Origin of the sequence: Salinirubrum litoreum, from assembly GCF_020567425.1 — an archaeon.
GTDB lineage: Archaea > Halobacteriota > Halobacteria > Halobacteriales > Haloferacaceae > Salinirubrum > Salinirubrum litoreum.
Genome location: NZ_JAJCVJ010000001.1, coordinates 1,674,029 through 1,699,361 on the forward strand (window position 1 = coordinate 1,674,029; position 25,333 = coordinate 1,699,361).

Below are 25,333 nucleotides of genomic sequence, written 5' to 3' on the forward strand. Positions count from 1 at the left end.
GCCGATCAGTCGGCGGCGACTTCTTCGACTTCCTCGTCGCGGTAGTGCTCCTCGATGAGCTCCTCGTCGATCCGGTTGAGCTCGGCCTTCGGGAGCATCGACAGCAGGTCCCAGCCGATCTCGATGGTGTCGTCGATCGAGCGGTTCGTGTCGAAGCCCTGGTCGACGAACTCCGCCTCGAACCGGTCGGCGAAGTCGAGGTACTTGTTGTCACGCTCCGAGAGCGCCTCGCGGCCGACGATGTTCACGAGGTCGCGCAGGTCCTCACCCTCCGCGTACGCCGCGTACATCTGGTCGGACACGTCGGCGTGGTCGGCGCGGGTCAGGCCCTCGCCGATGCCGTCGTCCATCAGCCGTGACAGACTCGGGAGCACCTGGATCGGCGGCTGGACGCCCTGACTGTTGAGCGGGCGATCCACGTAGATCTGCCCCTCGGTGATGTAGCCGGTCAGGTCCGGGATCGGGTGGGTGTCGTCGTCACCCGGCATCGTCAGGATCGGGATCTGCGTCACCGACCCCTCACGACCCTTGATCCGGCCGGCACGCTCGTACAGCGTCGCCAGGTCGGTGTACATGTAGCCGGGGTAGCCACGGCGACCCGGCACCTCCTCGCGGGCGGCACCGATCTCACGCAGGGCCTCACAGTAGTTGGTCATGTCCGTCAGGATGACCAGCACGTGGTAGCCCTTGTCGAAGGCGAGGTACTCGGCCGTCGTGAGCGCGAGTCGCGGCGTGACCGTCCGCTCGACGGCGGGGTCGTCCGCGAGGTTCATGAAGACGACAGAGCGTTCGAGTGCGCCCGTGCGCTCGAAGTCTTCCATGAACTCGTTGGCCTCTTCCTGGGTGATCCCCATCGCGCCGAAGATCACGGCGAACTCGGAGCCGTCCTCGTCGTCGCCCTCGCCCTCGCTCTCCTCCGGCACGGTCGCCTGCCGGGCGACCTGCAGTGCCAGGTCGTTGTGCGGCAGGCCGGACCCGGAGAAGATCGGGAGCTTCTGGCCCCGGACGAGCGTGTTCATCCCGTCGATGGCGGAGACGCCCGTCTGGATGAACTCCTCGGGGTACTCACGCGAGTAGGGGTTGATCGCCTCGCCGACGATGTCGCGTTTCTCCTCGGGGACGATCTCCGGGCCGCCGTCGATCGGCTGGCCGGAGCCGTCGAGGACGCGCCCGAGCAGATCCTCGGTGAGGTCCATCTTCAGCGTCTCGCCGAGGAAGCGGACGGACGCGTTGCGGTCGATGCCGGTGGTACCCTCGAACACCTGGATGGCGACGAGGCCGTCCTCGCTCTCGAGGACCTGGCCGCGCTTGGTCTCGCCGTCCGGCGTCTCGATCTCGACCATCTCGTCGTAGCCGATCGGTTGGTCGACCTCGGCGAACACCAGTGGGCCGCTGATCTCTGTGATCGTCTTGTACTCTTTCATCAGTAGAGCTCCCGGAGTTCTTCCGCGATGTCGTCTTTCAGTTCGTCGATGAACTCCTCGTAGTCTTCCTGCACGCCGATCCGGTTGATCTGGGGAGCCGACTCGATGTCGGTGATCTCCTCGACCGGGACACCCGCGTCGAGTGCGTCGAACGCCTCGTCGTTGAGTTTCTTGATCGCCGTCAGCGTCAGGTAGGTCTTCTCCGGCGGACAGAAGGTGTCGACCGGGTGGAAGGCGTTCTGCTGGAGGTACGCCTCACGCAGGTAGCGGGCGATCTCCAGGGTCAGCTGCTGGTCTTCGGGCAGGGCGTCCTTCCCGACGAGCTGGACGATCTCGCGGAGTTCGTCCTCCTCGTCTAAGGTGTCGACGGCCCACTGCCGGATCTCCGGCCAGTCCTCGGAGACGTTCTCCTGGAACCACGGATCGAGCTGTTCCCGGTACAGCGAGTACGACTCGTTCCAGTTGATCGCCGGGAAGTGCCGACGCTCGGCGAGGTCGGCGTCCAGCGCCCAGAACGTCTTCACGATACGCAGGGTGTTCTGCGTGACCGGCTCCGAGAAGTCACCGCCCGGCGGGGAGACCGCCCCGATGACGGAGACGGACCCCTCCGAGCCGTTGATGTTCTCGAAGTAGCCGGCCCGCTCGTAGAACTGCGAGAGCCGGGCGGCGAGGTACGCGGGGTACCCCTCCTCGCCGGGCATCTCCTCCAGCCGGGAGGAGATCTCGCGCATGGCCTCGGCCCACCGCGAGGTGGAGTCGGCCATCAGCGCCACGTCGTAGCCCATGTCGCGGTAGAACTCGGCGATGGTGATGCCGGTGTACACACACGACTCGCGGGCGGCGACGGGCATGTTCGAGGTGTTGGCGATGAGCGAGGTGCGGGCCATCAGCGGGTTGCCCGTCGACGGGTCTTCCAGTTCCGGGAAGTCGTCGATCACCTCGGTCATCTCGTTGCCGCGCTCCCCACAGCCGACGTAGACGATGATGTCCGCGTCGGCGTACTTGGCGAGCTGGTGCTGGGTGACGGTCTTGCCGGAGCCGAACGGTCCCGGAATCGCCGCCGTCCCACCCTTCGCGATGGGGAACAGCCCGTCGAGGATGCGCTGACCGGACACCAGCGGCGTCCGGGGCGTCTTCTTGTTGTTCGCGGGCCGCGCGTCACGGACCGGCCACTCCTGGTGCATCGAGATCTCCTCGCCGGTGTCGAGTTCGACGACCGTCTCCTCGACGGTGAACTCGCCCGACTCGACGGCGACGACCTCGCCACCCTCGAAGTCCGGCGGGACCATCACCTTGTGCGTGATCGTCACCGTCTCCTCGACGGTGCCGACCACGTCACCCGGTGCGACCTCGTCGCCTTCCTCGACCTGCGGGGTGAACTCCCACTCCTTCTCGAGGTCGATGCCCGGTGCGTCGACACCTCGGTCGAGGAACGCGCTGCCCATCTTCGATTCCAGTACGTCGAGCGGGCGCTGGACACCGTCGTAGATACTGTCCAGCATACCGGGACCGAGGTCGACCGACAGCGGCTCGCCCGTGTTCTCGACGGGTTCACCGGGGCCGACCCCCGACGTCTCCTCGTACACCTGAATGGTCGTGATGTCACCCTCGATCTCGATGACCTCACCCATCAGCCCTTCGTCGCCGACGTAGACGACGTCGTTCATCCGGGCGTCGAGGTCTCGGGCTGTCACGACCGGCCCACTCACGCTTGCGATCACGCCGTCCTCGCGGACGGTCTGTTGTGTTGCCTGACTCATTGTTAGTCCTCGTCCATCAGGTCGATCCCGATGGCTCGTTTGATCTGGTCGCGGAGTCCGCCGCCGCCCGCACCGCTCTCGCCGAGGGTCACGAGCGTCGGCTCGATACTCCCCTCGACCGACTCCCGGACCGACCGGGAGAGGTACTCGAGGTCCTCGTCGTACATCACGATGATGCCGACCTCCTCGTCCGAAAGCGTTCGGGTGACGGCGTCGTCCAGCTGTGCGTCTTTCTCCGCTTCGGGGACGTTCTCGAACTTCCGAACGCCCGCGAGCCGGAATCCGGTGGTGAAGTCCGGACTGCCGATGACGGCGATCTCCTGGCTCATATGATCACCAGCTCCTGTTCGATCTCCTCCGGGGACAGCCCGGCCTCCTTGGCGCGGGCGATGGCCCGGATGTTGTCGACCTCACGCTCCTTGGCGAGGATGAACGAGATCACCGGCGTCACCGACAGCGGGAAGACGCCCCCGAGGCTGTCGGCGTACTCGAGCAGTGCGCCGTCGAGCGCGTGCTCGAACGCGATGAGACTCTCGGCCTCCTCCAGTTCGCGGAGCGCGTCCGAGAGGTCGTCGCCGTAGGTACTCTCCCGGATCGCGTTGACCAGTTCGTCCTGGTTGTTCGCCAGCGCCGCCAGTTCCGTCGCGGAGAAGAGTCGACCGCCCTCGATGTAGTACTCCGAGGGGTCGATGTCGGCACCACTGCGCGCGAGGCGGAGCGCGTTCCGGGCGTTCCGGAAGTCGATCTCCGCCTCCAGGAACTCGACGTACAGCGACAGCGCCTCGCTGTTCGCGCGGATGTCGCCGAGCAGGTTCTCGTAGAACGTCCGGTCGACCGCGTTCTCGAGCGGGACGAGGACGCCGGTCTCCTCGTAGTCCTCGAACGCGTCTTCGAGGGCGGGACCGAACATCGTCCGGTCGAGCGCCTCGATCACGGCCTCGATGTCGCCGGCGTCGAGCAGTCGCGTCAACAACTGCTCGTCGAACTCGCCGGCCCGGATCAGGTCGGTCTCGATGTCGTCACGACTCGCGCCCGAGTAGACGCCCCGGATCACCGTCTTCACGTTCCAGGCGTCGAACTTCCGGAGGTAGCGGGCGATCAGGTCGTACAGCCGGCCGTCGGCCCAGTCCAGGATGTCCTCGAACTGCGCGGCGAGGTTCCGGTTCAGGGCGTACTCGATGAGGTCGACGCCCGAGTGGCGACTCCCGAGTGCGTTGATCTCGCGTTCGTACTCCGACTCCTCCATGAACCGGGCGATCTCCGCCGGGCCCATCCGAACGAGCTTCCGGTAGTCGTCGTCGGAGAACAGCGACGCTCGGCGCGACCGGACGCGAGCGTTGACGTACTCCGGATTTGAACTCCCGGTCGTGCTCATTGGTCGAAGAGTCTGCTGCTGATCGCCTTCAGTTCGTCCTCCCAGACGCCTTCCAGGATGGAGTCGAAGGTGTTGTTCACGCGAACCCGGGACGTCTCACTCTCCACGACGACACCGCCGAGACAGTCGCGCTCGCCGTCGAGCGTGAAGCCGTCGTAGTCCGCGAGAATCTCCGTCAGGAGCGCCTCGTCCTGCGGTGCGCCGTAGACCGCGACCGAGTCGTCTCCGTCGAACTCCTCGGCGGCCGCGTCGAGCAGCGCGCGGGTGAGCTCCTCTCGCTCGTCGCCGTCGATGTCGGCGACGGCCTGCTCGACCCGGTCGTGGACGTCCTCGAGGACGTCACGACGGGCTTCGAGCCGTTGCTGTTTCGCTTCGAGCTTCGCGCTGGAGAGCGTCTGTTCGCGCTCCTGTTCGATCTGTCGTTCGACCGCACGCTCCCGCTCTGCGAGGATCTCCTCGGCGTCCTCCTCGGCCTCGGCGACGATCCGATCGGCCTCCGCTTCGGCCTCCTCGCGGATTTCCTCTGCACGCGCGCGGGCTTCGTCTCGAATGTCCTCGACGACTGTTTCCAGACTCATGATGGAAAGAGAGGGGGGTGTCTAGACGAGGAAGACGACGACCAGCGCGAGAATGACGATGGTCTCCGGCAGGACCGTCAGGATGAGGCCCCGGACGAACATGTCCTCGTCCTCGGCGGTCGCGCCGACCGCGGCGGCACCGATACCGCGCTCCGCGTACCCGGCACCGAGAGCCGCCAGTCCCACGGCGAGGGCGGCACCGGCAGTCGGCGGGATGGCGGGCGATGCGTTCTGCAGTACGACGTCTGTCAGCTGAGTTGCGATGTCGAACATTGTATTGGTAGGTTTCCTGTTGACCGCGTTCCTCTGTTCCGAACAGGCGTATGTGGTCCCAGGTAAGTCTTAAAGCTTCCCAAAACCGTCGGAGGCCGCCGCTCTCGCACGGACAAGTGTTCGTAACGAACGTCGATATCGGCCGTCCGTCCAGAACGGTGCTGCGGCGAAGGCGAGTGTCTGCGACTACTCGTCCGTGGTGTACGACCGCTCGTAGCCGAACGGTTCGTACTCCTTGCCGCCGCCGTCGTAGAACTTCCCGAAGAACTCCACGTACTCGAGACGCACCGCCTGCAGACCGGCGGAGGTGACACCGAGTGCGAGGACGATGACGTGTCCGAGCACCAGCACGACGATCCCGAGCAGCGCCAGCGCGATGCCGCCGTTCACCAGGCCGGGGAACATCACCGCCTCGGCCCCGTAGTTGGTGACCGCGTACTGCTGGTTGTGCTGGATCATGAAGTGGAACTCGCCGGCGTCGTCCACGTAGGCCCCGAAGAACAGCAGGTTGACCGTGAAGGCCATCCCCGCCTTCGCCAGCAGGACTGCGGCGATCCGGGTGTACGACACGACGTTGACGAGGGTGTCGAAGATCTCGACGACCTCGACGGTCGGGCCGGACAGCAGGAGGAGCGCGCCGACCAGCACGAGCGCGAACCCGAACCACCCGACCGGCTCCGGGAAGCCGGCGAAGCCGAGTCCGAACGGGTTCCCGTTGAACACGGCCTCGGGGCCGGCGATGAAGCCGGGTTTCACGCCGCCTTCACCGGCGGAGATGGTGCTGAACACGAACACCCAGAGACCGTTCATCGCCAGGATCCACGACCCGGTCTCCTGCATCGCCTCTTTGAACCCGTGGAACTCCAGGTCCTCCAGGAACTGGAAGACGTAGCCCACGTTGAGGTGGAGCAGGCCGATCAGCAGGCTCACCACGAGCCAGCCCTGCGCCCACTCGACCGCGCCGGGCGACAGGCCCTTCTCCATGGGCGGGTGCGACAGACCGAGTGCGCCCTCCCAGAGGTACTGGCTGATCAGGTGCAGGCCGAAGATCTCGCCGTAGAGGATACCGAAGATCGTCGTGAAGACGCCGGCGAAGATCGTCACGCCGCCCATGCTCTTCAGCGCGTCGCTGTCGAACTTGGTGTAGAGGTAGTAGCCGATCCCGGTGTAGACGAGTCCGTACCCGAAGTCACCGATCATGAACCCGAACAGCACCGGGAACGTCAAGAAGAGGATGATCGTCGGGTCGAACTCCTTGTACTTCGGCTTGCCGACCGCGCCGACGAGCACCTCGAACGGACTGACCCAGCCGGGGTTGTCCTGCACGACCGGCGGTTCGTCGTCGTTCATCACGACGCCGCCGCCATCCGCGCGCACCTCGTCGCCGTCACTCGCACTCCCGCCGTCTGCGGCCGTGGGCGTGCCGCCCTCGGCACCGCCGGCCGCGCCGCCGGGCACCTCCTCGCGGACCTTCTCGCTCCCGTCGGCACCGAAGCTGGCGCGTTCGAGTTCCTCGACTTCCACGTGGTCGCCGACCGTCTCCTGCAGTTGAGAGGCGAACTCGGTGTACCGCTCGGTCGGAATCCACCCCTCCGCGACGAACGCGTTGTCCGTCGTGGCGAACGAGAGCGGCGCTTCCGTCTTCTGGACGTCGATCGAGAGCTTCTCCTCGGCCGCGAGCAGGAAGCTCGCCGCGTCGAGTTTCAGTTCGTCCAGTTCGTTCTGGACGGTCGTCAGCTTCGACTCTAGCTGCTGGCGTCGGTGGTTCAGGTCCTGGACGTACTCCTCGGGACTCCCCTCGGCGTCCGGAATCGACAGTTGCGTGAACTCGACGCCGACCAGCGCGTCCTGCAGGACGGTCTCGTCTGCGGTGTCGGTCGGGTGTGCGAAGACCGCCACGGTACGCCCGCCGGTGAACAGTTCGAAGGCGTCGATACCGTCGGCGTCCACCAGCGCGCGCTCCACGGTCGCCTGGTCGCCCTCGCCGACGACGACCTGCAGGGAGTCGTACCCCGAGAGGAGGTCGAGGTCCAGCCCGAGGTCGGCGAACGGCTCGACCGCGTCGAGTTTCTCTTCGACGTCGCGGAGCTCCGACCGGACGTCGTCCCGCCGGTCGTTGAGGTCGTTCACCTGCTCGCGGACCTCGGCGAGTTCCGCGTCGAGTTTCTCGTCGGTGACGATCTGTGTCGGGCCGGCGTCCTCCGGCGACACGTCGAGGATGCTCTCGATGGAGCGTACCGTGACGAGTTTGTCGGAGGCGTCCTCGGCACCCTCACCGGGGTTGCCGGGCGCGAAGCCGTCCCAGGTCCCGTCGTACTCGGTGACGTGCAGGAGGTGCATGTCGTGGACCGTCTCGACGACGTCGTCCATTACCCCCTTCGATCCCGTCACCGAGACCTTGCTCATCTGCTCAGGTCTGAGCATGCACCGCCTCCGTGAACGCCGTCAGTGCGTACTCGACCGCCTCGTCGGAGCGTTCCTGTGCCTCGTCGACGAGTTCCTCGCGGGTCGCCTGCCCCTCTTCGAGGATCTCCTCGCGGCGGGCCTCGATCTCTTCGCGGGCCTCCGCGAGGCGCTTCTCCTCTAACTCGTCTGCCTCCGCTTCGGCCTCGGATCTGATCTCGTCGGCCTGCCGGCGGGCCTCCGCGATGATCTCCTCGCGCTCGGCTTCGGCGTCCGCGACGATCTCGTCTGCCTCCGCCTCGACCGCCTTGACTCGTTCGAGAACCTCTGGTCTCGGCATGCTTACAATCACCGGGAAGTTGCATGACGGCGTATAAGGTGTTTGCGGAAACCGTCGGGTCTCACGACGGGTTCGCGGCCGAACGAGGTTCCCCGCCGGTCACCACACTTGAAACCCCGTCGTGTTCTGGCACAGCGTACACGGTCGTCGGGTGCCTCTTTCCGAGTGCCGACGGTCGTTCGTCGGCACGACGCATCGACCGCCGACTGCCCGACGCAGGCGACAGCGCGAGCGATCGGACAACCGACGGACAGAGCGAACGATCGGACGCACGACAGCGACCAGCACCGACGAACGCGACAGCGACCAGCACCGACGAACACGATAGCGATCAGCACCGACGAACGCGACAGCGACCAGCATCGACGCCGAACGATCCGGCCGTCGGCGGGCAGGGTCTCCCGCCGACGGCCGACCTCGGACGACCAGCCCGTCTCTCGCGTGGTCGCCGTCCGCGTCGACGGCGACCGTCTCGACGACCCACGGGCGGAGTGGGGTGCCGCCCGTCGGTGTCGTCGGAGTGGTGGCCGACGACACCCGTCGAATCCTCTTGCTGTGATCGGCTCACGACCGCCGGGTCTCACCGCAGGCGCGCGAACTCGACCGCGAGCACCCGGCGTTCGAGCAGACTCACGCCCGCGACGACGACGAGGAACCCGAGGACCGTCTCGACCGTCACCGGTTCCTGCAGGAGGAGCCACCCGGTGAGCGCGGCGACGACCGGCACGAGGTACGCGACGAGGTTCGCGCGGACCGGGCCGATGTCGCGGATCAGGCCGAAGTAGATCGGGTACGCGAGCGCGGTCGAGAACAGCGACAGCGACAGGAGCGCGACCACGACGCTCGGGGCGGTCGCACCCGGCCCGACCTGTTCGCCGAGGGCGAGACTGGCGACGTGGAGCAGGCCCGCACCGAGCGCCATCGCCCACGCCGTGAGGGGGACGCTGTCGAGGTCGGTGTCGAACCGCCGGAGGAGGACACTGCCGAAGGCCACCGCGACCGCCGCGCCGAGCACCAGCAGTTGGCCGACCGTCGAGCCCTGCGTGAGCGTCTCCGGGTTCGGCTGGACGATGACGATCACACCGACGAGTCCGAGGAGGATGCCGAGTCCGTCACGGAGGTCGATGCGGTCCTCGAGCAGGACGACCGCAAAGAGCGGCGCGAGGATCGGATTCAGGCCGTACATCACCGACGCGGTCGCGGGCGTGGTCGTCTGCTGGCCGAGAAACAGCAGGCCGTTGTTCGCGGCGACGACCGCGACGCCCGCGACGAGGATGCCGGCGAAGTCGGCACGCGAGCGCGGGAGCCACGCGTCGTACCGCCACGCCGAGTACACGAGCAGCGGCGGGACCGCGAGGTCGAACCGGATGCCGGCAAAGAGGAGCGGCGGGAGCGGCCCGAGTCCGGCCTCGATGGCGACGAAGGACGCGCCGAACAGCACCGCGAGCAGGACGAACAACCCGGCGTTCCGGTAGCGACCGATCACGGCGCGTCACCGTCTGGCTGTCGCGGTCTCGGCGGTCGGCGTGTCATCTACGCGTCGGTTGGGTCGCTCGCCCGAAGAACCGCACGGTTCCAGCCGAGTCCGGGTCGGGGCGTGTCCGACTGGCTGTGGCGTCGAACTCCCACCAGCTATGTGCGGGGGCCGACAACGCCCGGACGATGCCACGCACCGGCAAGATCAGCGAGACGTTCTTCCGAGAGTACGTCGCCGAGCGCCTCGGCGCGACCCGCGACGACGTGCGTCGCGGCCCGAAACACGGCGTCGACTTCGGCGTGATCGACGCCGGGGACGCGGCGGTCGCGGTCGCCACCGACCCGGTCTCCATCCTCCCGTCGCTCGGCTTCGAACGCGCCGGTCGGTTCGCGGTGCAGGTGCCCATCGCCGACGTGGCGGTCTCGGGGCTCGACCCCTCGCATCTCGCCGTCTCCTTCTCGCTGCCGCCCGAGATGACCGACGACCAGTTCGCCGCCGTGTGGCGGGCCTTCGACGCCGAGTGTGCCGACCTCGGCATCAGCGTCGTCACGGGGCACACCGCCCGGTACGAGGGCTGTTCGTTCCCGTGGGTCGGCGCGGTGACGGTGCTCGCGGTCGGTGATCCGGACGACATCGTCTACCCCGACGGCGCGCGACCGGGCGACGACCTCCTCGTGACGAAGGGACCCGCCGTGGAGTCGGCCGGCCTGCTGACGACGCTGTTCCCCGAGGAGGTCGACCTCGACCCGGAGACACTCGCTGTGGCGCAGTCCCGACTGGACGACACCGACGCGATCCGGGACGCACTGACCGCGAGTGCCGCTGGAGGTGTCACCGCGATGCACGACGCGACCGAGGGCGGCCTGCTCGGCGCGTTCCACGAGATGGCCCACGCCGCCGGGGTCCGACTAGTGATCGACTCCGACCGCGTGCCGATCATGCCGGGCGTGCTGGACGCCTGCGAAGCCCTTCGAATGGACCCGTGGCGCGCGACGACCGCCGGGACGCTCCTGCTCGCGGTCGATCCAGCAGACACCGACAGTGTCGTCTCGGCGCTCGAATCGCGGGGGACCCCGGTCGGTGTGGTCGGCCGCGTCGAGGACGGGTCGGGCGTCGTGCTGGACGGCGAGGCGACTACGGTTCCGGAGGGCGATTCGTCGTGGCCGGTGTACGAGCGCCTGCTGAGTAGTCGGGACTGACGCGAGGGTACTTCACCGAGGCGGACGCCAGCCACGCCGAGACAGCCAGCCGACGAGCGCGCCGAGCGGGACGAGCACCGCACCGACGAGCGGACTCCACTCGACTACCACGGTTCGTGTCACGACGAGCGATGCCCCGAGATAGGTCGGAAAGACGCGGCTCACCGTCGCCCACTCCGCGCCCGTGACGGCGCCGAGGATGACGGGGAACGCGATCACGTACAGTCCGGCGAGGACCGGCACGAACAGGACGGTCCCGACTGCGACGGCGGCCCCCGCGAGCGCACCGCGTCTCGGCGTCGACGTCGCCGACGCGAGTCGTCGCCACGCCAGCGTCCCGACGACGATGCCGGCGACGAGCGCGAACTGCGGGGCGTAGCCGACCCAGTACCGGCCGTCGGCAGAGAGTCTGAGGAAGTCGGCCCCGACCACGAGGAGGAGCAGGAACAGGAGCGACACGAGCAGCGCCGCGACGCCGGTGACGACGCCTGCGCCGAGGGCACGCCGCGAGACACCACCACCAGCCCCTCGCCACAGGTTCATACCGCAGTCGTCGGCGGCCGACGACATAACGACGCGCTTCCGGTAGTCGCTGGTGACCAGCGTGGGCGGGTTCCCGAGAGAGTGCGCGGTCAGCGTGGGCGGGGTCCCGAGAGGGTGCGCGGTCAGCGTGGGCGGCCACCGGAGTTCGATTTTTCCAGCAGCAGTTCCAATGAGACGACATGGCCGACCTCGAACTCGCGCTGGACTGGACACCGAACACGAACCACACCGGTATCTTCGTCGCCGAGGCGGAGGGCTACTTCGCCGACGCCGGTCTCGACGTGGCGATCAGATCACCGGCCGAGGACGACTACGGCGAGACGCCCGCAAAGCGCGTCGCGACCGGCGAGTCCGACCTCGCCATCGCGCCCTCAGAGAGCGCGATCAGCTACCACACACATCCCGAGTACCCCGACCTCACGGCGGTCGCGGCGGTCTGCCAGCGGGACACGAGCGCCATCGTCACGCTCGCCGAGAGCGGCATCGACCGCCCCGCGAAACTCGACGGGCGGACCTACGCCTCGTACGACGCCCGGTTCGAGGACCACATCGTCCGACAACTGATCCGGAACGACGGCGGTGCGGGCGACATCGAGATCGTCACCCCGCCGAAACTGGGCATCCCGAACACCCTGCTCGACGGGTCGGCGGACGCGACGTGGGTGTTCGTGCCGTGGGAGGGGTTGCTGGCAGAACGCGACGGGATCGATCTGAACGCCTTCCGACTGGACGACTACGGCGTCCCCTACGGCTACACGCCGACACTGCTCGCCACGCCCGAGACCATCGACTCGGAGGCCGACCGCCTCCAGGACGCACTCTCGGCAATCGGCCGGGGTTACGAGTTCGCAGTCGAGAATCCCGAGGAGGCGGCCGACCTGCTCTGTGAGACGGCCGAGGGACCCCAACTGGACGACCGCGAGTTCGTCCGGGAGAGCCAGCGCCGCATCGCCCCGGCGTACCTGACGAGCGAGGGAGACTGGGGCGTGATGGCGTGGGACCGGTGGGCCGACTTCGTGGACTGGCTCGTAGAGGAAGGAATCCTGACGACACTCGACGGGGAGCAGTTGGCCTTCGAGGACGTGGCCCCCGACGCGCTGTTCACGAACGAGTTCGTGGCGTAGATGGCTGCCTGAGGAGTCGATGTCGAGTAGCCGCTCTCGTCACGTGAGGAACACGGCTACTGCCAGGTGACGTACGCGAGTACCGCGATACCGACGGTCTCCAGCACCTGGAGGATCATCATGAACTGGACGGCGAGCGTCGGCATCGCGGGGGCGGTGAAGTAGAAGTACAGCGCCACGACGTTCTCCGCGAGCAGGAAGGTAGCGAAGATCATCGTCCCGAGCGTCATCGGCGCGCGGACCTCCCGGTAGGTGCGCGCCCAGACCGCGAGCAGTCCGAGCAGGAGGACGATGTTCACCCCGGCGGCGACGCGTGCGGCGTCGAGCATGAGACTCATCGGTGCGGTCCTCCGTCGTCGGCTATCGTGGCCCGTCGCTGGTGTTGCTGGTGTCGTTCGTGGTGCATGCTACTCCACCTGTGAGATGACCTTCTCCACGGTGTCCCAGTGGTTCCGGGCGCGCTCGCTCGGCAGGTACACCGTCCCGTAGTCGGCGTCGCCGCTGGTGACGATGCCGTTCTGCTCCAGCACGTCGAGGTGGTGCCGGACCGTGTTGTACGCCAGATCGAGGTCCTCGGCCAGTCGGTTGGCGTTCCGTGGTCGCTCGTCCAGCGCCCGCAGGATGCGCGCCCGGTTCGGTCCTCCGCGCGTCCCGGCGAGGGCCTGCCAGAGGACCGTATCCATACGCTACCGTGTTCTCCGGCGCTGGACAAGAATCCACCGACCCGACGCTGGTCGCCGGAGAACCGACCGGTCACCGGGGTCGTGACCGCTCGACGAGTCCCGTCGCTGGCCGTGCAGGCCACCTCGCCGACCGTCACGAACCTGTTTCCCACGTAGAACAAGTGGGCGAATCGGACCCAAAACGTTTTCGCTCACCCCCCGCGAGACCTCTCGCTGGACGCATTTTCGCCCGATTTTCGGGAGATTTGAGTCTGAGTTGCGAAAGTTGTTAACTACCGAACATACGTACGACTGTTCGGATGACATCAGACAGATCGAACGCGACGCGGCGGCGTGTACTACTCGGCCTCGGCACCGGTGCGACGGTCGCCCTCGCTGGCTGTACCGGCGGCGGTGGCGACGGCGGCACCGACACGGCGACACCCACCGGAACGGCGACCCCGACAGAGACGCCCACCGAGACGGAGACCGAGGAACCGGCCGGCACCGCAAACGTCCGGGTCGGGCACATGTCGCCGAACGCACCGAACGTGGACGTGTACGTCGATGGCTCGGCCGTCCTCGAAGACGTGCCCTTCGGCGCGGTCAGCGAGTACCTCGAGGTCCCCGCCGGCGAACGGGAGGTCGAGATCACCGCCGCCGGCGACCCCGACACCTCGGTCTTCGCCGGGGCGGTCCCGGTCGAGGCGGACACCGACTACTCGGTCGTCGCGATCGGCGAGATCGGCGACATGGCCGACCAGGCGTTCGAGCCGCTCGTCTTAGAAGACGACAACAGCGATCCGGGTGGCGACACGGCCCGCGTCCGGGCCGTCCACGCCTCGCCCGACGCACCCGCCGTCGACATCACCGTCGCGTCCAGCGGGGACGCGCTGTTCGACGGCGTGGCGTTCGGCGACGCCGGCTACGTCGAGGTCCCTGCTGGCGACTACACCCTCCAGATTCGCGGCGATACGGACAGCAACGACGGCGACGTGGTGGCCGAGTTCGACGTGAGCCTCGCCGGCGGGCAGGTCTACACCGCCTTCGCGGCCGGCTACCTCACCCCCGACGACGAACCGGCCGACACGCCCTTCGACCTGCTCGTCTCGCAGGACACCGGCGACGGGATGATGGAGATGGACCCGGCGAGCGTCCGGGTGTCGCACATGTCGCCGAACGCGCCGAACGTCGACGTGTACGTCGACGGCTCGGCCGTCCTCGAAGACGTGCCCTTCGGCGCGACCAGCAGTTACCTCGAACTCGCGGCCGGCGACCACACGGTCGAGATCACCGCCGCCGGCGATCCCGACACCTCGGTCTTCTCGGGCGACGTGACCGTGGCAGCCGGGACCGACTACACCATCGCCGCGATCGGTGAGATCGGCGACGACGCCGACGAGGCGTTCCGCCCGCTGATCCTCGAAGACGACAACAGCGATCCGGGTGGCGACACGGCCCGCGTCCGGGCGGTTCACGTCTCCCCCGACGCGCCCGCAGTCGACATCACGGTCAACTCGACCGGCGACACGCTGTTCGACGGGGTCGCGTTCGGCGAGTCGGGCTACGTCGAGGTCCCGGCGAACGACTACACCCTGCAGATCAGAGGTGACACCGACAGCAACGACGGCGAGGTCGTCGCCGACTTCGACGTGAGCCTGAACGGCGGGCAGGTCTACACCGCCTTCGCGGCCGGCTACCTCACCCCCGACGACGAACCGCAGGACGTGTCCTTCGATCTGCTCGTGACGCAGGACACCGGCGGGATGTCGTAGGCTGCGAGTTCCCCGTCGGCCACCGACCGACGCTCTTTCCGGTGCGGTGTGTTTAACCGCCAGCCTCGCGTCCACCGGAACAGGATGCGTGCCGGTCCCCTCCTCAGCCGAGCGTTCCTCGTCTGTGTCCTCCTCGCGGTGCTGTTCGGGGCATGCGTCGCCTACGGGTCGGTCGGTCCCGCACCCGAGCGCAACGTCTACCCCGACCACCGCGACATCGCCGACGACTACGACCGGTACGTCGGCGACCGGGTGGTCGTCAGCGGCGAGGTCGTCTCGACCGACCCACTGGTCGTCTCTGCCAGCGACGGGCAGGGTGCAGAAACCGAGTACCGGATCGTGGAGAGTGACCGCAGTCCCGCCGTCGGCCAGAGCCTCTGGACGTTCGGCGTCGCCAGACCGGACAGCGTGATCGCGGCGAATCGGGGTGTCGTCGTGCCGGCGTACGGCAGTCTCTACGCCTACGGGGCGTCGGCACTCGCGGGCGGGTGGGTGCTCGGTCGGGTCGTCCGGCGCTGGCGACTCGACCCCGAGGCGGGACTCGTCCGTCGGGACGAACCACTGTGGGTTCCACTCGGTGTCGGACAGCGCGGCGACCACGACCCGAGTGGCGCCGACACCACCGGCGACCGGGAGGGTGAGGATGCCTGATCTGTTCGCCCACGCGGTGATCGGCTACTGTCTCGGGACCGCGCTCTCGTTTCGGTACGACTGGCTGACGCCGACCTACGTCACGGTCGTCATGGCCGGGGCGTTCGTCCCGGACGTCGCGAAGATATTTCTGCTCGTCCCGGACGCGGTCGTGTCCGACGCGCTCGGCCTCCCGTTCTCGTGGTTCGCGCTCCACACCGTCGGCGGGTCGGCGGTCGCGGTGCTGATCGGCGTGGTGCTGGTGGCGGGCGAGGAGCGTCGCCGGGTACTGGGACTGCTCTCGCTCGGGACCGCCTCGCATCTCGTCGCCGACGCGCTCCTGTTGACGGCCACCGGCTACTCGAAGCCGATGTGGTGGCCCGTGGCGCACGTCGGGCTTCCCTCGCCGGGATTGTACCTGAGTAGCGAGCCGACCCCGCTGTTCGTGGCGAGTGCGGTCGCGGTCGTGCTGTGGGCGCTTCGGCGGCGGCGGGCGAAGGCAGAGTGAGCGAGACGACGACGCCGGGGATTCAACACGCCTGCCGCCGTGGACCTCGTATGAAGCGGCGGACACTCCTCGCACTCGCGGGGGTCGTCGGGACGAGTGGCTGTCTCGGGTACGACGTGGTGGAGGAGGACCGGAGGACCGAGCGGAAGGTCCGCATCGCCGAACTGGAGGCGACCCTCGAGCGGCGAGACGAACAGATTCGGCGCTTCGAGGAGGCACTGACGGACCGCGAGGAGACCATCGGCGACCTCCAGTCACGGCTCTCGACGCTCCGTGAGCGACTCGACGGCCTTCGGCTGAACCAGGCGAGTCTCGTCGCCGACTGGGCGGAGGTCGGCGACGTCGCCCGGCGGGCGACCGACAGCGTGACGGGTGACACCGCCACCGTCGCCGTCAACTGCACCGCCCCGCGCTCGATGATGCACTCGACGCGCCGACTCGCCGTCTCCGTCGAGATGCGGAACCTGAACGACGAGATCGCACTCGCGGACACCGTAGAGTCGACCGTCGAGATCGACCCCGACCAGCGACTGGTCGAGACGACCGTCGACGTCGACGTGACCTACCTCCCGTCGAGTTGGTACGTGGGGTTCGTCGGCGTGCGCGACGTCGAGACCGGGGCGACGACGCGCCGGGAGAGTGTCGAGTTCGGCGTCGAGGCCGAGTCGGCGTGACGTGCGGTCGCGGCGAGACGGTCGAGTGGACGACGCCCGTCAGTCGTCGCCACCGACCGTGATCACGGGCACCGGCGCGGTCCGGACCGTCTTCTCTGCGACACTGCCGAGCAGGATCCGGTCGGTGCCGCGTCGCCCGGTCGTGCCCATCACGACCGCGTGTGAATCGGTCGACTCGATGGCGTCGCGGATCACGTCGACCGGACTGCCGCGTTCGACGTGCGTCTCGACGGTGACGTCGTAGTCGGCCGCCGCGTCCGCGACCGACTCGACCGCCTCGCGGGCGGCGCGTTCGCTCTCCTCGCTGGCGACCGTCGAGCGTACGTCGAGTCCCAGTGCCGTCTCCTCGACCGCCGAGAGCGCGTGGACCGTGGCGTCGAGCGCCGCCGCGAGCGAGAGTGCGTGCCGGACCGCACGGGTCGCTTGCTCGCTCCCGTCGGTCGGGACGAGGATGCGCTCGTAGGGGAAGGTGAACTCCTCGTCGGCCTGCATCCGGGTCGTCAACACGGGAACCGGCGAGAGCCGGACCACCTTCTCCGAAACACTCCCGCCGAGGTAGCGCGACAGCCCCTCCTTCCCGCGCGTCGGCATCACGATCAGGTCGTGTCCGTGGCTGTCGGCGTAGTCGACGATGGTCTCGGCCGGGTTGCCCTGGACCACGTCGGTCTCGTGGTCGACGCCGAGGTTCCGGAGCGTCTGTGCGCCCTCAGCGACGACGTCTCGGCCCTCCTGCACGAGGGCGTCGACGACCTCGTTCTCGACGACCGTGACGCTGTCGCGGTTCGTGTCGGCGACGTAGAGGAGGTGGACCGTCGCGTCGGCCCAGTGTGCGATCTGGCTCACGTGGTGGAGGACGTCGGTCGCGCCCTCGCTGCCGTCGAACGGACAGAGTACGTCGTCGTACATGATCGTGTGCCCGCTACGACGGCGGCGGCAAAAGAAGTTGACCCGCGTGTGGTACCGTCGCGGGCGGCGAGCGGGCGCGACGTTGATTGTCGTGCAGTCCCTCCGGTTCGACACCGAGATGCGCCGACGCACCTACCTCGCGCTCGCCGGGACCGCCGTGACCGGGAGCCTCGCTGGCTGTACCGACACCGCCGGGCCAGACACCGGAACCGGTGGGAGTGGCGACACGGCCGGTACTGGCAACGGGGGCGACACGACCGGCGGTGACGACGACGGCGGACAGCCCGACGACACGACTGCGGTCGCGGTCGAGCGTCTCACCACCCTGTCGAGTCCGTGGGCACTGACGACGATTCCGGACGACGACCGCTTGCTCGTGACCGAGCGCGTCGGCCAGTTGCGACTGGTCGATCCCGCGTCGGGCGACGTGCAGACGGTGCCGGGCACCCCCGAGGTGTTCGCACGCGGGCAGGGTGGGCTGCTCGACGTGGAACTCCACCCGCGCTTCCCCGAGGAGCCGTGGCTCTATCTCACGTACTCGGCCCGGCGCGAGGATGGCACGTCCACGACGCACGTCGGCAGAGGGCGGTTCGATCCGACCGCCGACGCGCCGCGACTCCGCGACTTCGAGCTACTCCACGCCGCCCAACCCTTCGTGAACTCGACCGGGCACTTCGGCTCCCGGCTGGCCTTCGACACCGACGAGCGACTGTACGTCACGGTCGGCGACCGCCAGTTCAAGGACTTCGGCCCGGACCACGTCGCACAGGACCTGACGAACGACCTCGGCACCGTCCTCCGGTTCGAGCCGGACGGGTCGATCCCCGACGACAACCCCTTCGTGGACGATCCAGAGGCGCGGGACACCATCTTCAGCTACGGCCACCGGAACGCGCAGGGGCTGACTCGCCACCCCGAGACGGGCGACATCTGGGAGGCCGAGTTCGGCGAACAGGACGGCGACGAGATCAACGTCCTCGAAGCGGGCGGCAACTACGGCTGGCCGGTCGCCGACGAGGGCTGTACCTACGGGTCGGGCGACCCGATCGGCGTCTCACATGCGGATCGGGAGGACGTGATCGCGCCGGTGTTCGGGTGGCCCTGCGGGAGCGGGGGGTTCCCGCCCAGCGGGATGACGTTCTACACCGGCGAGGCGTTCCCCGAGTGGCAGGGCGACCTCCTGCTCGGTGGGCTGGCCTCGCAGTATCTCGCACGGTTCACTGTGGCGGGTCGGGACGTACAGGAGGCAGAGCCACTGCTTGAGGGTCGTGGGTGGCGGATCCGGGACGTGCTCGAAGCGCCCGGCACGGGCGACCTGTTCGTCCTCGTCGACGGCGGGAACGCACCGCTGGTGCGGCTGTCGCCGGCCTGATGCGACACCAGCCGTCCGTGCCGACGTGACAACACATAATACTGTTTCGAGAACACGCGTATTTATGTTGGTCGAGTGACTCGAAAAAGTCGTGCCCCGCATCGACGACTGGCACGCGAGTGCCGAAGCGGCTCCCCTCCACGACGACGACCCGCCCGCGACACACGAGACCGATGACGGCGTGTACTACACCGTCATCTCCGAGTTGTCCGGTCCCGCCCCCGCGACCATCGAACGAGTCTACGTCCCGGTGTCGAAGGCGTGGAGTTGCGATACAGAACTCGTCACGGTCACCCCGAGACACGTCGAGACCGGCCGCCGCGGTGGTCGCCGACTGACCCACTTCGCCGGTGTCACGAGCGGCGACGGACCGAACGACCGGTCGTGGCGCGTCAGGGTAGACGTCCTCGCCGACCCGCTGGACGGGTATCACCGCGCCGGACTGCAACTCACCGAGACCGTCGACTACGTCGAGTTCCCACCCGAGACGCTCGTGACGGTCGCCGTCGGATGAGGTAGCGGTCGGTCACGGCGAGAGCGACCCGCTGCCCGACGAGACGGAGCCACCGTTGCTGGGGAGGACCCCGGTGACGACACTGCCAGCAGACGTGAAACGGCCACCGAGGTGGACGTCGACCGAAATCCGCGGTCCTGGGAGCACGCGCCGCCTGCCGTGCGGACCGCCCGCTGTGGTGCCTTGCCGTCTACTCCGGGTCGTTCTCGCGCGTGGCCGTTCCGGCACGGTAGAGACTCACCAGTTCCGAGAAGACCAGTGCGAGCACTGGTCCCCAGACGAGCAACAAGAACCCGTGGCTCGTGTTGGCGAACGCGATCACGTAGCCCAAGACCGGGACCGAGAACAGCACTTCTCCGACGACCTGCTGACGGTACACCGGTTCGGGGTCGGCGGCGTCGTTGTTGTCGCCCTTCGTTCTGAACCGGACTGATGTCTCGGCCGTGTACTTCTCGACGACCCGATGTGTGACGAGTCTGTTGTCGCCGCTCACGAAGGTAATGACGTCACCCTCCGTGATACGCTCCTCTACGTCGGACGATTCCACGTCGTCGACGAACACGACCGATCCCGTCGGGATGGCCGGTTCCATACTCCCGGAACTGACCGTCAACGCTCGGTCCGCACCGACGAGTCCGGGGAACGCCTGGGCGACGAAGACAACGACGGCTCCGAGCAGGGCGAGCGCCAGTACCACTTTGAGTGCCCTGCGGAGCATCGTTGCTTACTGGTTCTCCGGGTCGTACGAGGTGAAGTCCGGGGCTTCCGTGTGACGGCTCTGGATGAACTGGAAGTCCAGTTTGATAGACGTCCGGTCGCCCTGGATCTCGTTGCCCACACCGAACGGGATGTGGAAGTCGTAGCCGAAGTTCAGGGTGTCACCGGGCTTGAGCGGCTTCACGGTCTGCGTGTTGTTACCCGAGTCGCCGTTCTGGGGAACACTGCCGTCGAGCATCACCGAGCCCGTCGCGAGACTGGCGTGCCCGCCGGACGCAGTCTGGTAGCCGATGGTCATGTCGTCGTCGTTCCACAGCGCCGTCCCGATCGCGTTCAGGTTCTGTGACACGTCGAGCAGACTGCGAGGGGCGAGGTAGTACTCGGTGTCTTCGTCGATCCCATCGAGGTCGCCCGGGAGGGTATCTGCGTCGAACTCTCCCTGCGGGGTGAAGCCACCCCCGGTCTCGGGCTGTGCGTTCGACCAGAAGCCGGTCGGGGTCGCACCCGCGTACTGGCCAGTGAAGCCGTCGTCGTCGAAGAACCGGCAGTTCGCGTCGCTGTCGTAGTACGGGATGATGTAGATGTTCTGTGCGAGTTCACCGTTTCCGTCCACCAGGTCGCCGCCGTTTTCGAGGTTCCCGTCCTCGTCGACGTTCTTGGAGTCGACGTCGTCGTCTGCGGCGATCTCCGGCTCGAAGTTCTTGTAGTCGTAGTTGTCGACGACGTTGACGCCCGAGGCGACCCACGCCTCGTTGGTCTCCACTTCGAGCGTGAAGTTGACACAGCCGTAGTCTCCCGGCTTCACGTCGGTGAACTCGACGTCGATGGGGACGGCCCGGTCGTTGTAGCCCGACGCGTCGAGGTCTGGACTCAGGTCGACTGCACTACGGCTCCCGTTCACAGGGTGGCCGTTGTAGGAACCGCTCCACGAGAGCGTCCCGTCGAGACCGCCAGCCGTGAAGGTGACCGAACGGTCTTCCGTGTCGCTCAGTTGGGCGAACGTCGCTGCGCCGCCGAGCGTGGTTGCTGCACCGATACTCGCGAGTCCGCCCAGGGCCTTGCGGCGACTGATGCTGAACTCGCTTCCGCTATCAGAGTTGTCTTCGTCTGTCATGGTTGGATCTGGGACGAGAGCCCCACGGCGGTCGTCCGCCAGCCACCCACTGTCTCGAAGTGGGGAAGGTCCCTGTCGGAGAGTTGCACTCCGGGGCGTCTACGCAGGGGTATCGATCGGGGGTGCCGGCGACGCGATCTCGAACGTCGCCGACACCGAGAGAGACACAGCCCGAGACCCGCCTTCGGCACGTGACGCACGAGGCTGTCACCGTACACGAGCGGAGGTCTGCTCAGGTCTGCCGAGCAGGGGGTGGCGCGCAGGGTCGAACGCTCGGTGGGGGAATCTTCGACCGATCGGCGCAGTTCTGGTCCGGGCATGCTGTGGTCCGGGCACAACGCCGTCAGTGGGTTGCACCCGATTCACCCCTGTTCGTGTAAGTGTGTAGTAGTAAACTCGCTTAGCAGTCTCATGCAACTCGTTAGTTCGTCTCAGCAACCGTCTGAGACGCCGAAGACAGATCCTGAGCGCGTCCGTCTGGACTGAGGCGTTCTTTGTGACCGACTGAAGCCCAGACTGTACGGGATTAATACCCAACTAAGTTCGATAATTCCCAGATAACTAATACGATAGTGTGTGGATTAGTTGTCATGAGATCGAGGTCGTCGGACACGGATGTCTGGCAACCACCGGTGTTCGACCGTGGTGGAGGACCGTCACGAGAGACGGTGTTCGACATCCTGCAGAACAGACGGCGGCGGTACGCCTTGCACTATCTCAAACAGCAAGAGACCCCCGTAAGGATCAGAGCACTCGTCGAACAGGTAGCCTCGTGGGAGTACGACACGCCGGTACGGGAACTGGCCAGGAAGGAACGCCATCGGGTGTACGTGTCGATGACACAGACCCACCTCCCGAAGATGGTCGACGCGGATATCGTGAGTACGGACGAGGATGCCGGAACGGTCAGGCTCACCGAGCAGGCCGCAAACCTCGACGTCTATCTCGAGGTAGTCCCCGAGAACGACATCGATTGGCCACAGTTCTACGCTGGAGTCGCGCTGCTCAACGTCGGACTCTTGAGTGTCGCGACGCTGAACGTGCCGGTCATCTCACAGGCACCGGACGATCTGTGGATGCTCGCGGTCACGTTGGTGTTTCTGTTCGCGGCACTGGTCCACAACTGGTTCCAGCGCAGGAATCAGCTAGGTACGGGAGGACCACCGCCGAGGTGAGCCAGACACCGTGATTCTCTGTTCGGGGACAAATCCCCTGTATCCGCCAATTAATCGGTTGTTAATCGCTAAAGCTCCCTTGGATGGTGACGAAGACACCGTTTGCGAACGTGTTAGCAAACTAATAATTATTCCGGTGCAAAGCTACCCTTCACAGTATGTGGGGGCACGAGCCAACGGATGAGTAGCGCGATAGCAGACTCACGGTCAGCCGAGACGCCGTCCCGGGACGACGTGTTCGAGGTACTCAGCAACGGTCGCCGCCGCAACGTGGTGCGGGCGTTGGAACGTGCTGGCGGCACTGTCGAGATCAGCGATCTCGCAGAGCAGGTCGCCGCCTGGGAGAACGATGTCCCACCGGAGGAGGTGACCTATCACCAGCGCAAGCGGACCTATACCGCTCTCCAGCAGTTCCACCTGCCGAAGATGGACGAAGCGGGGGCGCTACACTACGACAGCGACCGGGGAGTGATAGAGCCTGCCGACGACCTCGCCGACTTCAACGTCTATCTCGAGGTGGTGCCGGGGAGTAGCTTCCCTCGGAGTAAGTTGTACCTCGGCTTGGCGACTGCGTGTGTCGTCCTCGGGGTAGCCGGGTGGGTCGGACTGTTTCCGGTGACACTGGTACCGCCGCTGGCGTGGGGAGCGGTCTTCGTCGGTCTGTTCGTCGGAGCCGCACTCGTCCAGCGCCGAGCAAGCCAGAGCGTGGAAGCGGACGCCGACGGATCAGGCTACGGATCATGAGCATGCCTTCCCGACACACCGGCTGCGCGAGGACCGTTCGCTCGCCGAGTAGTGTTCGGTACTGCTTCGACGAGTGGAGGCGATCCGGATGACTGGCGACGCTGACGAGACGAGCCACGGGACGGTCCACTGGCTACGAGAGCAGATCGACCTGGCTGCCGGTGAGAGAATCGACGTGCCCGGTGTCGGTGGGCTCGGCCGACTCGCGACGATCGACCACCTCCGCAGAGCAGCCGATGACAGGATCGACGAGAGCGGCGCGGACGGGGACTGCAGAACGTCCGAGGTAGCCAGGGTGGACGTCTCCCGGCGCTCGATCCTCGCCGGGATGACGACCATCGGTGCCTCCGGAGCGCTGGCTGGAGCCGGCACCAGCGGACTGTTGAGCGACACCGAGCGACTCGGCGGTGACGACTCCGGTATCGTCGTGACGACCGGTGAGGTCGGCCTTCGGCTGGCCTGGCAGGAGGAGTACGACCCTCGCGACGGGAGTGGACAGACCGCTACCTCACCGGGGAGCGAGTGGCAGGGCGACTGTCCGGTATCGGGGTTCGTCGACGATCCGCCGAGCGCGTTCACCCTCACAGACCGCGTCCGGCCGGGAGACAGCGGGACGATCCGAATCGGCTTCGACGCCATCGGTAATCCCGGCTGGTTGTGGGGCGCGCTGTCGACGGACTGTCCCGGCGGCCCGCTGTCGGCGGCCATCGACGCGACGGCCACGTTCGGGCGCTGTACGGGCGGGAGTCTCGCGGTCGAACCGATCTACGCGGATGGCGAATCACACAGCCGGTTGACGGGGTCACTGTGTGCAGTGCTGGGGACGATCGCCGGCGGGGTCCGGTTCGGCGACGGCTGTCTCGATCCCGAGGAGACCTACCGGCTGGACATCGACTGGTCGTTCAGGCCACTCCCCGATCAGGTGTCCCGTAACGGGGCTCCGGACGCTGAGACTCCGGAGTACAGCGACGCCAGCGTCGCCTTTGGCTTCGACTATCACTACGTTCAGTGTCGCCATACCCCCAGTTCCGCGAGTCCGTTCGACGGTCAGCGCTGTGACTGTCCCGGGCGCTTCGGCATCAGCAACGTCGAGGTGTACGCCATCGAGGACGGAGAGCGTACGTACGCCGGCAAACTCGACCTCGGCGAGGACTACTGCGGTGACGCCGAGGGTGTACGGGAGAACGTCGTCGAACCGGGCCGCTACGCGCTCTGTGCCGACGAGACGCCAGGGTCGTACGAGATCGAAGTCACCGACACGACCGAGAAGAGAGAGGGCAACGACGTCGAGACGACCGGGATCGCTCTCGAACTGTTCCGAGACGGACAGCCGCGACAACTCTCTCGGGTTGACGTGTTCGGCGCCGGCAAAGAGCTCGTGTACGCCAGCGCCGCTGACTTCGACGGTAATGCCACGGCCGGGATTCTCTCCGGACCGCTGAAGACGCTCGACGAGCCTGGCAACGCCGGGACCGACACCGACCCCGAGACCGGCGGGAAAGGCGAGCGCGCCGGGAGTGACGACGGTGTCGAGACGGACCCGAGCCCCCCGGAGAGAGTCCGATGGGAGAGTTCGGGGGGTGACGACTGATGAGCGCGGACGGCCGCGACCGCTCGATACAGAAGCTCACCGTGTTGGCCGCCGTCGGGATGGTGTTACTGGCACTCGGAATCACCGGGGGGAACGCCACCTACGCGTACCTCGCTGACGGGGAGACCCTCGGAACTGCAAACGACCCGAACGTCATCGCGACCGGCAACATCGCCTCCGAACCGGTGACTCCCGGCGCCGGAAACACCGCCCCGACGACCAATGCGGGCAACAGTTCCGGCAGCGATCGCACGTGTGCGGGCAACACCGGCGCCGGTGACGCCGGCACCGACTGCACGACAGCGTCGATGCTGACGGTGTTCGGCGTGCCGGCCATCGCTGCGGTTCGACGGGAGTACAGCCTCCCGGCATCGCGCCGTGGTAGCTGAGATCGGTCGTCGTGAGACCTCATGCGTCGCCTGTGGTGTCCGTGGTCGCCCGACTGCTCAGTGCCG

Annotated in this window: 27 protein-coding genes; 12 read left to right on the top strand and 15 right to left on the bottom strand. The window is 67.1% G+C overall.

Annotated features, from left to right (window positions below):
* Positions 1 to 5 precede the first annotated feature (5 nt).
* The 9 genes from LI337_RS08450 to LI337_RS08490 all read right to left on the bottom strand — a co-directional run bounded on the left by LI337_RS08450 (position 6) and on the right by LI337_RS08490 (position 9,636).
* Complete coding sequence (locus tag LI337_RS08450) at positions 6 to 1,424, bottom strand: ATP synthase subunit B (protein ID WP_227229370.1); 1,419 nt, start codon at positions 1,422 to 1,424, stop codon at positions 6 to 8.
* On the bottom strand, positions 1,424 to 3,184 hold the full coding sequence (locus tag LI337_RS08455) for an ATP synthase subunit A (protein ID WP_227229371.1): 1,761 nt from the start codon (positions 3,182 to 3,184) through the stop codon (positions 1,424 to 1,426). Before LI337_RS08455 ends, LI337_RS08450 begins: the two co-directional genes overlap by 1 nt.
* A gap of 2 nt (positions 3,185 to 3,186) precedes the next feature.
* Positions 3,187 to 3,513 (bottom strand): V-type ATP synthase subunit F, encoded by a 327-nt coding sequence (locus LI337_RS08460; RefSeq protein ID WP_227229372.1) that lies wholly within the window; start codon positions 3,511 to 3,513, stop codon positions 3,187 to 3,189.
* Complete coding sequence (locus LI337_RS08465) at positions 3,510 to 4,559, bottom strand: V-type ATP synthase subunit C (protein ID WP_227229373.1); 1,050 nt, start codon at positions 4,557 to 4,559, stop codon at positions 3,510 to 3,512. The genes LI337_RS08460 and LI337_RS08465 overlap by 4 nt, the downstream gene beginning before the upstream one ends.
* Positions 4,556 to 5,137 carry a V-type ATP synthase subunit E gene (locus tag LI337_RS08470; protein ID WP_227229374.1) on the bottom strand — a complete coding sequence of 194 codons (582 nt, stop codon included), beginning with the start codon at positions 5,135 to 5,137 and terminating at the stop codon, positions 4,556 to 4,558. Before LI337_RS08470 ends, LI337_RS08465 begins: the two co-directional genes overlap by 4 nt.
* Before the next feature lie 21 nt (positions 5,138 to 5,158).
* Positions 5,159 to 5,410 (bottom strand): F0F1 ATP synthase subunit C, encoded by a 252-nt coding sequence (locus tag LI337_RS08475; RefSeq protein ID WP_227229375.1) that lies wholly within the window; start codon positions 5,408 to 5,410, stop codon positions 5,159 to 5,161.
* A 186-nt stretch (positions 5,411 to 5,596) separates the two neighbouring features.
* Positions 5,597 to 7,834, bottom strand: coding sequence for a V-type ATP synthase subunit I (locus LI337_RS08480; protein WP_227229376.1), 2,238 nt, complete (start codon positions 7,832 to 7,834; stop codon positions 5,597 to 5,599).
* A complete protein-coding gene (gene ahaH / locus LI337_RS08485; protein ID WP_227229377.1) occupies positions 7,821 to 8,153 on the bottom strand; it encodes an ATP synthase archaeal subunit H in 333 nt (110 codons plus the stop codon). The genes LI337_RS08480 and ahaH overlap by 14 nt, the downstream gene beginning before the upstream one ends.
* A 580-nt stretch (positions 8,154 to 8,733) precedes the next feature.
* Positions 8,734 to 9,636 carry a DMT family transporter gene (locus tag LI337_RS08490; RefSeq protein WP_345777741.1) on the bottom strand — a complete coding sequence of 301 codons (903 nt, stop codon included), beginning with the start codon at positions 9,634 to 9,636 and terminating at the stop codon, positions 8,734 to 8,736.
* 179 nt (positions 9,637 to 9,815) lie between these two features.
* Between LI337_RS08490 and LI337_RS08495 the strand changes: the two genes are divergently transcribed.
* Positions 9,816 to 10,829 carry an AIR synthase family protein gene (locus LI337_RS08495; protein WP_227229379.1) on the top strand — a complete coding sequence of 338 codons (1,014 nt, stop codon included), beginning with the start codon at positions 9,816 to 9,818 and terminating at the stop codon, positions 10,827 to 10,829.
* A gap of 12 nt (positions 10,830 to 10,841) precedes the next feature.
* On the opposite strand, the gene LI337_RS08500 is transcribed toward LI337_RS08495, so the two are convergent.
* Positions 10,842 to 11,372 carry a hypothetical protein gene (locus LI337_RS08500; RefSeq protein WP_227229380.1) on the bottom strand — a complete coding sequence of 177 codons (531 nt, stop codon included), beginning with the start codon at positions 11,370 to 11,372 and terminating at the stop codon, positions 10,842 to 10,844.
* Positions 11,373 to 11,551: 179 nt separating this feature from the next.
* Here LI337_RS08500 and LI337_RS08505 point away from each other — a divergent pair, with 179 nt between their 5' ends.
* Positions 11,552 to 12,496: an ABC transporter substrate-binding protein gene (locus tag LI337_RS08505; RefSeq protein WP_227229381.1), complete on the top strand. Its 945-nt coding sequence runs from the start codon at positions 11,552 to 11,554 to the stop codon at positions 12,494 to 12,496.
* Positions 12,497 to 12,552: 56 nt separating this feature from the next.
* Here the strand turns inward: LI337_RS08505 and LI337_RS08510 are convergent, their stop codons facing one another.
* Together LI337_RS08510 and LI337_RS08515 are read right to left on the bottom strand one after the other, a co-directional pair.
* The gene (locus LI337_RS08510) at positions 12,553 to 12,834 is read right to left on the bottom strand and encodes a DUF8036 family membrane protein (RefSeq protein WP_227229382.1); all 282 of its coding nucleotides are present in this window, start codon (positions 12,832 to 12,834) and stop codon (positions 12,553 to 12,555) included.
* Positions 12,835 to 12,903: 69 nt separating this feature from the next.
* Positions 12,904 to 13,179, bottom strand: coding sequence for an ArsR/SmtB family transcription factor (locus tag LI337_RS08515; RefSeq protein ID WP_227229383.1), 276 nt, complete (start codon positions 13,177 to 13,179; stop codon positions 12,904 to 12,906).
* A 299-nt stretch (positions 13,180 to 13,478) separates the two neighbouring features.
* Here LI337_RS08515 and LI337_RS08520 point away from each other — a divergent pair, with 299 nt between their 5' ends.
* From LI337_RS08520 to LI337_RS08535, 4 genes are all read left to right on the top strand, one after another.
* Positions 13,479 to 14,933: a DUF4397 domain-containing protein gene (locus tag LI337_RS08520; RefSeq protein WP_227229384.1), complete on the top strand. Its 1,455-nt coding sequence runs from the start codon at positions 13,479 to 13,481 to the stop codon at positions 14,931 to 14,933.
* Between the two features lie 84 nt (positions 14,934 to 15,017).
* Positions 15,018 to 15,584: an OB-like fold-containing membrane protein gene (locus LI337_RS08525; protein ID WP_227229385.1), complete on the top strand. Its 567-nt coding sequence runs from the start codon at positions 15,018 to 15,020 to the stop codon at positions 15,582 to 15,584.
* Positions 15,577 to 16,071, top strand: a complete 495-nt coding sequence (locus tag LI337_RS08530) for a metal-dependent hydrolase (RefSeq protein WP_227229386.1) — start codon at positions 15,577 to 15,579, stop codon at positions 16,069 to 16,071. Before LI337_RS08525 ends, LI337_RS08530 begins: the two co-directional genes overlap by 8 nt.
* 50 nt (positions 16,072 to 16,121) lie before the next feature.
* Entirely contained in the window at positions 16,122 to 16,745 is a 624-nt protein-coding gene (locus LI337_RS08535) for a hypothetical protein (RefSeq protein ID WP_227229387.1), read from the top strand.
* Between the two features lie 39 nt (positions 16,746 to 16,784).
* Here LI337_RS08535 and LI337_RS08540 read toward each other — a convergent pair whose 3' ends face one another.
* Positions 16,785 to 17,651 carry a universal stress protein gene (locus tag LI337_RS08540; RefSeq protein ID WP_227229388.1) on the bottom strand — a complete coding sequence of 289 codons (867 nt, stop codon included), beginning with the start codon at positions 17,649 to 17,651 and terminating at the stop codon, positions 16,785 to 16,787.
* A gap of 118 nt (positions 17,652 to 17,769) precedes the next feature.
* Between LI337_RS08540 and LI337_RS08545 the strand changes: the two genes are divergently transcribed.
* Positions 17,770 to 19,023 carry a PQQ-dependent sugar dehydrogenase gene (locus tag LI337_RS08545; protein WP_227229438.1) on the top strand — a complete coding sequence of 418 codons (1,254 nt, stop codon included), beginning with the start codon at positions 17,770 to 17,772 and terminating at the stop codon, positions 19,021 to 19,023.
* Positions 19,024 to 19,114: 91 nt separating this feature from the next.
* The gene (locus LI337_RS08550) at positions 19,115 to 19,537 is read left to right on the top strand and encodes a hypothetical protein (protein ID WP_227229389.1); all 423 of its coding nucleotides are present in this window, start codon (positions 19,115 to 19,117) and stop codon (positions 19,535 to 19,537) included.
* Between the two features lie 190 nt (positions 19,538 to 19,727).
* On the opposite strand, the gene LI337_RS08555 is transcribed toward LI337_RS08550, so the two are convergent.
* Positions 19,728 to 20,255, bottom strand: a complete 528-nt coding sequence (locus LI337_RS08555) for a signal peptidase I (RefSeq protein WP_227229390.1) — start codon at positions 20,253 to 20,255, stop codon at positions 19,728 to 19,730.
* A 6-nt stretch (positions 20,256 to 20,261) separates the two neighbouring features.
* Positions 20,262 to 21,368 (bottom strand): hypothetical protein, encoded by a 1,107-nt coding sequence (locus LI337_RS08560; protein ID WP_227229391.1) that lies wholly within the window; start codon positions 21,366 to 21,368, stop codon positions 20,262 to 20,264.
* A 668-nt stretch (positions 21,369 to 22,036) separates the two neighbouring features.
* On the opposite strand from LI337_RS08560, the gene LI337_RS08565 reads away from it, so the two are divergent.
* From LI337_RS08565 to LI337_RS08580, 4 genes are all read left to right on the top strand, one after another.
* Positions 22,037 to 22,543, top strand: a complete 507-nt coding sequence (locus LI337_RS08565) for a DUF7344 domain-containing protein (RefSeq protein WP_227229392.1) — start codon at positions 22,037 to 22,039, stop codon at positions 22,541 to 22,543.
* A 180-nt stretch (positions 22,544 to 22,723) separates the two neighbouring features.
* Positions 22,724 to 23,287, top strand: a complete 564-nt coding sequence (locus LI337_RS08570) for a helix-turn-helix domain-containing protein (RefSeq protein ID WP_227229393.1) — start codon at positions 22,724 to 22,726, stop codon at positions 23,285 to 23,287.
* Positions 23,288 to 23,375: 88 nt separating this feature from the next.
* Positions 23,376 to 24,878, top strand: a complete 1,503-nt coding sequence (locus LI337_RS08575) for a hypothetical protein (protein ID WP_227229394.1) — start codon at positions 23,376 to 23,378, stop codon at positions 24,876 to 24,878.
* Positions 24,878 to 25,267, top strand: a complete 390-nt coding sequence (locus LI337_RS08580; protein ID WP_227229395.1) for a hypothetical protein — start codon at positions 24,878 to 24,880, stop codon at positions 25,265 to 25,267. Before LI337_RS08575 ends, LI337_RS08580 begins: the two co-directional genes overlap by 1 nt.
* The last annotated feature ends 66 nt before the right edge of the window (positions 25,268 to 25,333 follow it).

Bases quoted from the DNA above. Each gene is read 5' to 3' on its own strand.
- LI337_RS08450 (WP_227229370.1), bottom strand. From the start codon at position 1,424: ATGAAAGAGTACAAGACGATCACAGAGATCAGCGGCCCACTGGTGTTC.
- LI337_RS08455 (WP_227229371.1), bottom strand. From the start codon at position 3,184: ATGAGTCAGGCAACACAACAGACCGTCCGCGAGGACGGCGTGATCGCA.
- LI337_RS08460 (WP_227229372.1), bottom strand. From the start codon at position 3,513: ATGAGCCAGGAGATCGCCGTCATCGGCAGTCCGGACTTCACCACCGGA.
- LI337_RS08465 (WP_227229373.1), bottom strand. From the start codon at position 4,559: ATGAGCACGACCGGGAGTTCAAATCCGGAGTACGTCAACGCTCGCGTC.
- LI337_RS08470 (WP_227229374.1), bottom strand. From the start codon at position 5,137: ATGAGTCTGGAAACAGTCGTCGAGGACATTCGAGACGAAGCCCGCGCG.
- LI337_RS08475 (WP_227229375.1), bottom strand. From the start codon at position 5,410: ATGTTCGACATCGCAACTCAGCTGACAGACGTCGTACTGCAGAACGCA.
- LI337_RS08480 (WP_227229376.1), bottom strand. From the start codon at position 7,834: ATGCTCAGACCTGAGCAGATGAGCAAGGTCTCGGTGACGGGATCGAAG.
- ahaH (WP_227229377.1), bottom strand. From the start codon at position 8,153: ATGCCGAGACCAGAGGTTCTCGAACGAGTCAAGGCGGTCGAGGCGGAG.
- LI337_RS08495 (WP_227229379.1), top strand. From the start codon at position 9,816: ATGCCACGCACCGGCAAGATCAGCGAGACGTTCTTCCGAGAGTACGTC.
- LI337_RS08500 (WP_227229380.1), bottom strand. From the start codon at position 11,372: ATGAACCTGTGGCGAGGGGCTGGTGGTGGTGTCTCGCGGCGTGCCCTC.
- LI337_RS08505 (WP_227229381.1), top strand. From the start codon at position 11,552: ATGGCCGACCTCGAACTCGCGCTGGACTGGACACCGAACACGAACCAC.
- LI337_RS08510 (WP_227229382.1), bottom strand. From the start codon at position 12,834: ATGAGTCTCATGCTCGACGCCGCACGCGTCGCCGCCGGGGTGAACATC.
- LI337_RS08515 (WP_227229383.1), bottom strand. From the start codon at position 13,179: ATGGATACGGTCCTCTGGCAGGCCCTCGCCGGGACGCGCGGAGGACCG.
- LI337_RS08520 (WP_227229384.1), top strand. From the start codon at position 13,479: ATGACATCAGACAGATCGAACGCGACGCGGCGGCGTGTACTACTCGGC.
- LI337_RS08525 (WP_227229385.1), top strand. From the start codon at position 15,018: ATGCGTGCCGGTCCCCTCCTCAGCCGAGCGTTCCTCGTCTGTGTCCTC.
- LI337_RS08530 (WP_227229386.1), top strand. From the start codon at position 15,577: ATGCCTGATCTGTTCGCCCACGCGGTGATCGGCTACTGTCTCGGGACC.
- LI337_RS08535 (WP_227229387.1), top strand. From the start codon at position 16,122: ATGAAGCGGCGGACACTCCTCGCACTCGCGGGGGTCGTCGGGACGAGT.
- LI337_RS08540 (WP_227229388.1), bottom strand. From the start codon at position 17,651: ATGTACGACGACGTACTCTGTCCGTTCGACGGCAGCGAGGGCGCGACC.
- LI337_RS08545 (WP_227229438.1), top strand. From the start codon at position 17,770: ATGCGCCGACGCACCTACCTCGCGCTCGCCGGGACCGCCGTGACCGGG.
- LI337_RS08555 (WP_227229390.1), bottom strand. From the start codon at position 20,255: ATGCTCCGCAGGGCACTCAAAGTGGTACTGGCGCTCGCCCTGCTCGGA.
- LI337_RS08560 (WP_227229391.1), bottom strand. From the start codon at position 21,368: ATGACAGACGAAGACAACTCTGATAGCGGAAGCGAGTTCAGCATCAGT.
- LI337_RS08570 (WP_227229393.1), top strand. From the start codon at position 22,724: ATGAGTAGCGCGATAGCAGACTCACGGTCAGCCGAGACGCCGTCCCGG.
- LI337_RS08575 (WP_227229394.1), top strand. From the start codon at position 23,376: ATGACTGGCGACGCTGACGAGACGAGCCACGGGACGGTCCACTGGCTA.
- LI337_RS08580 (WP_227229395.1), top strand. From the start codon at position 24,878: ATGAGCGCGGACGGCCGCGACCGCTCGATACAGAAGCTCACCGTGTTG.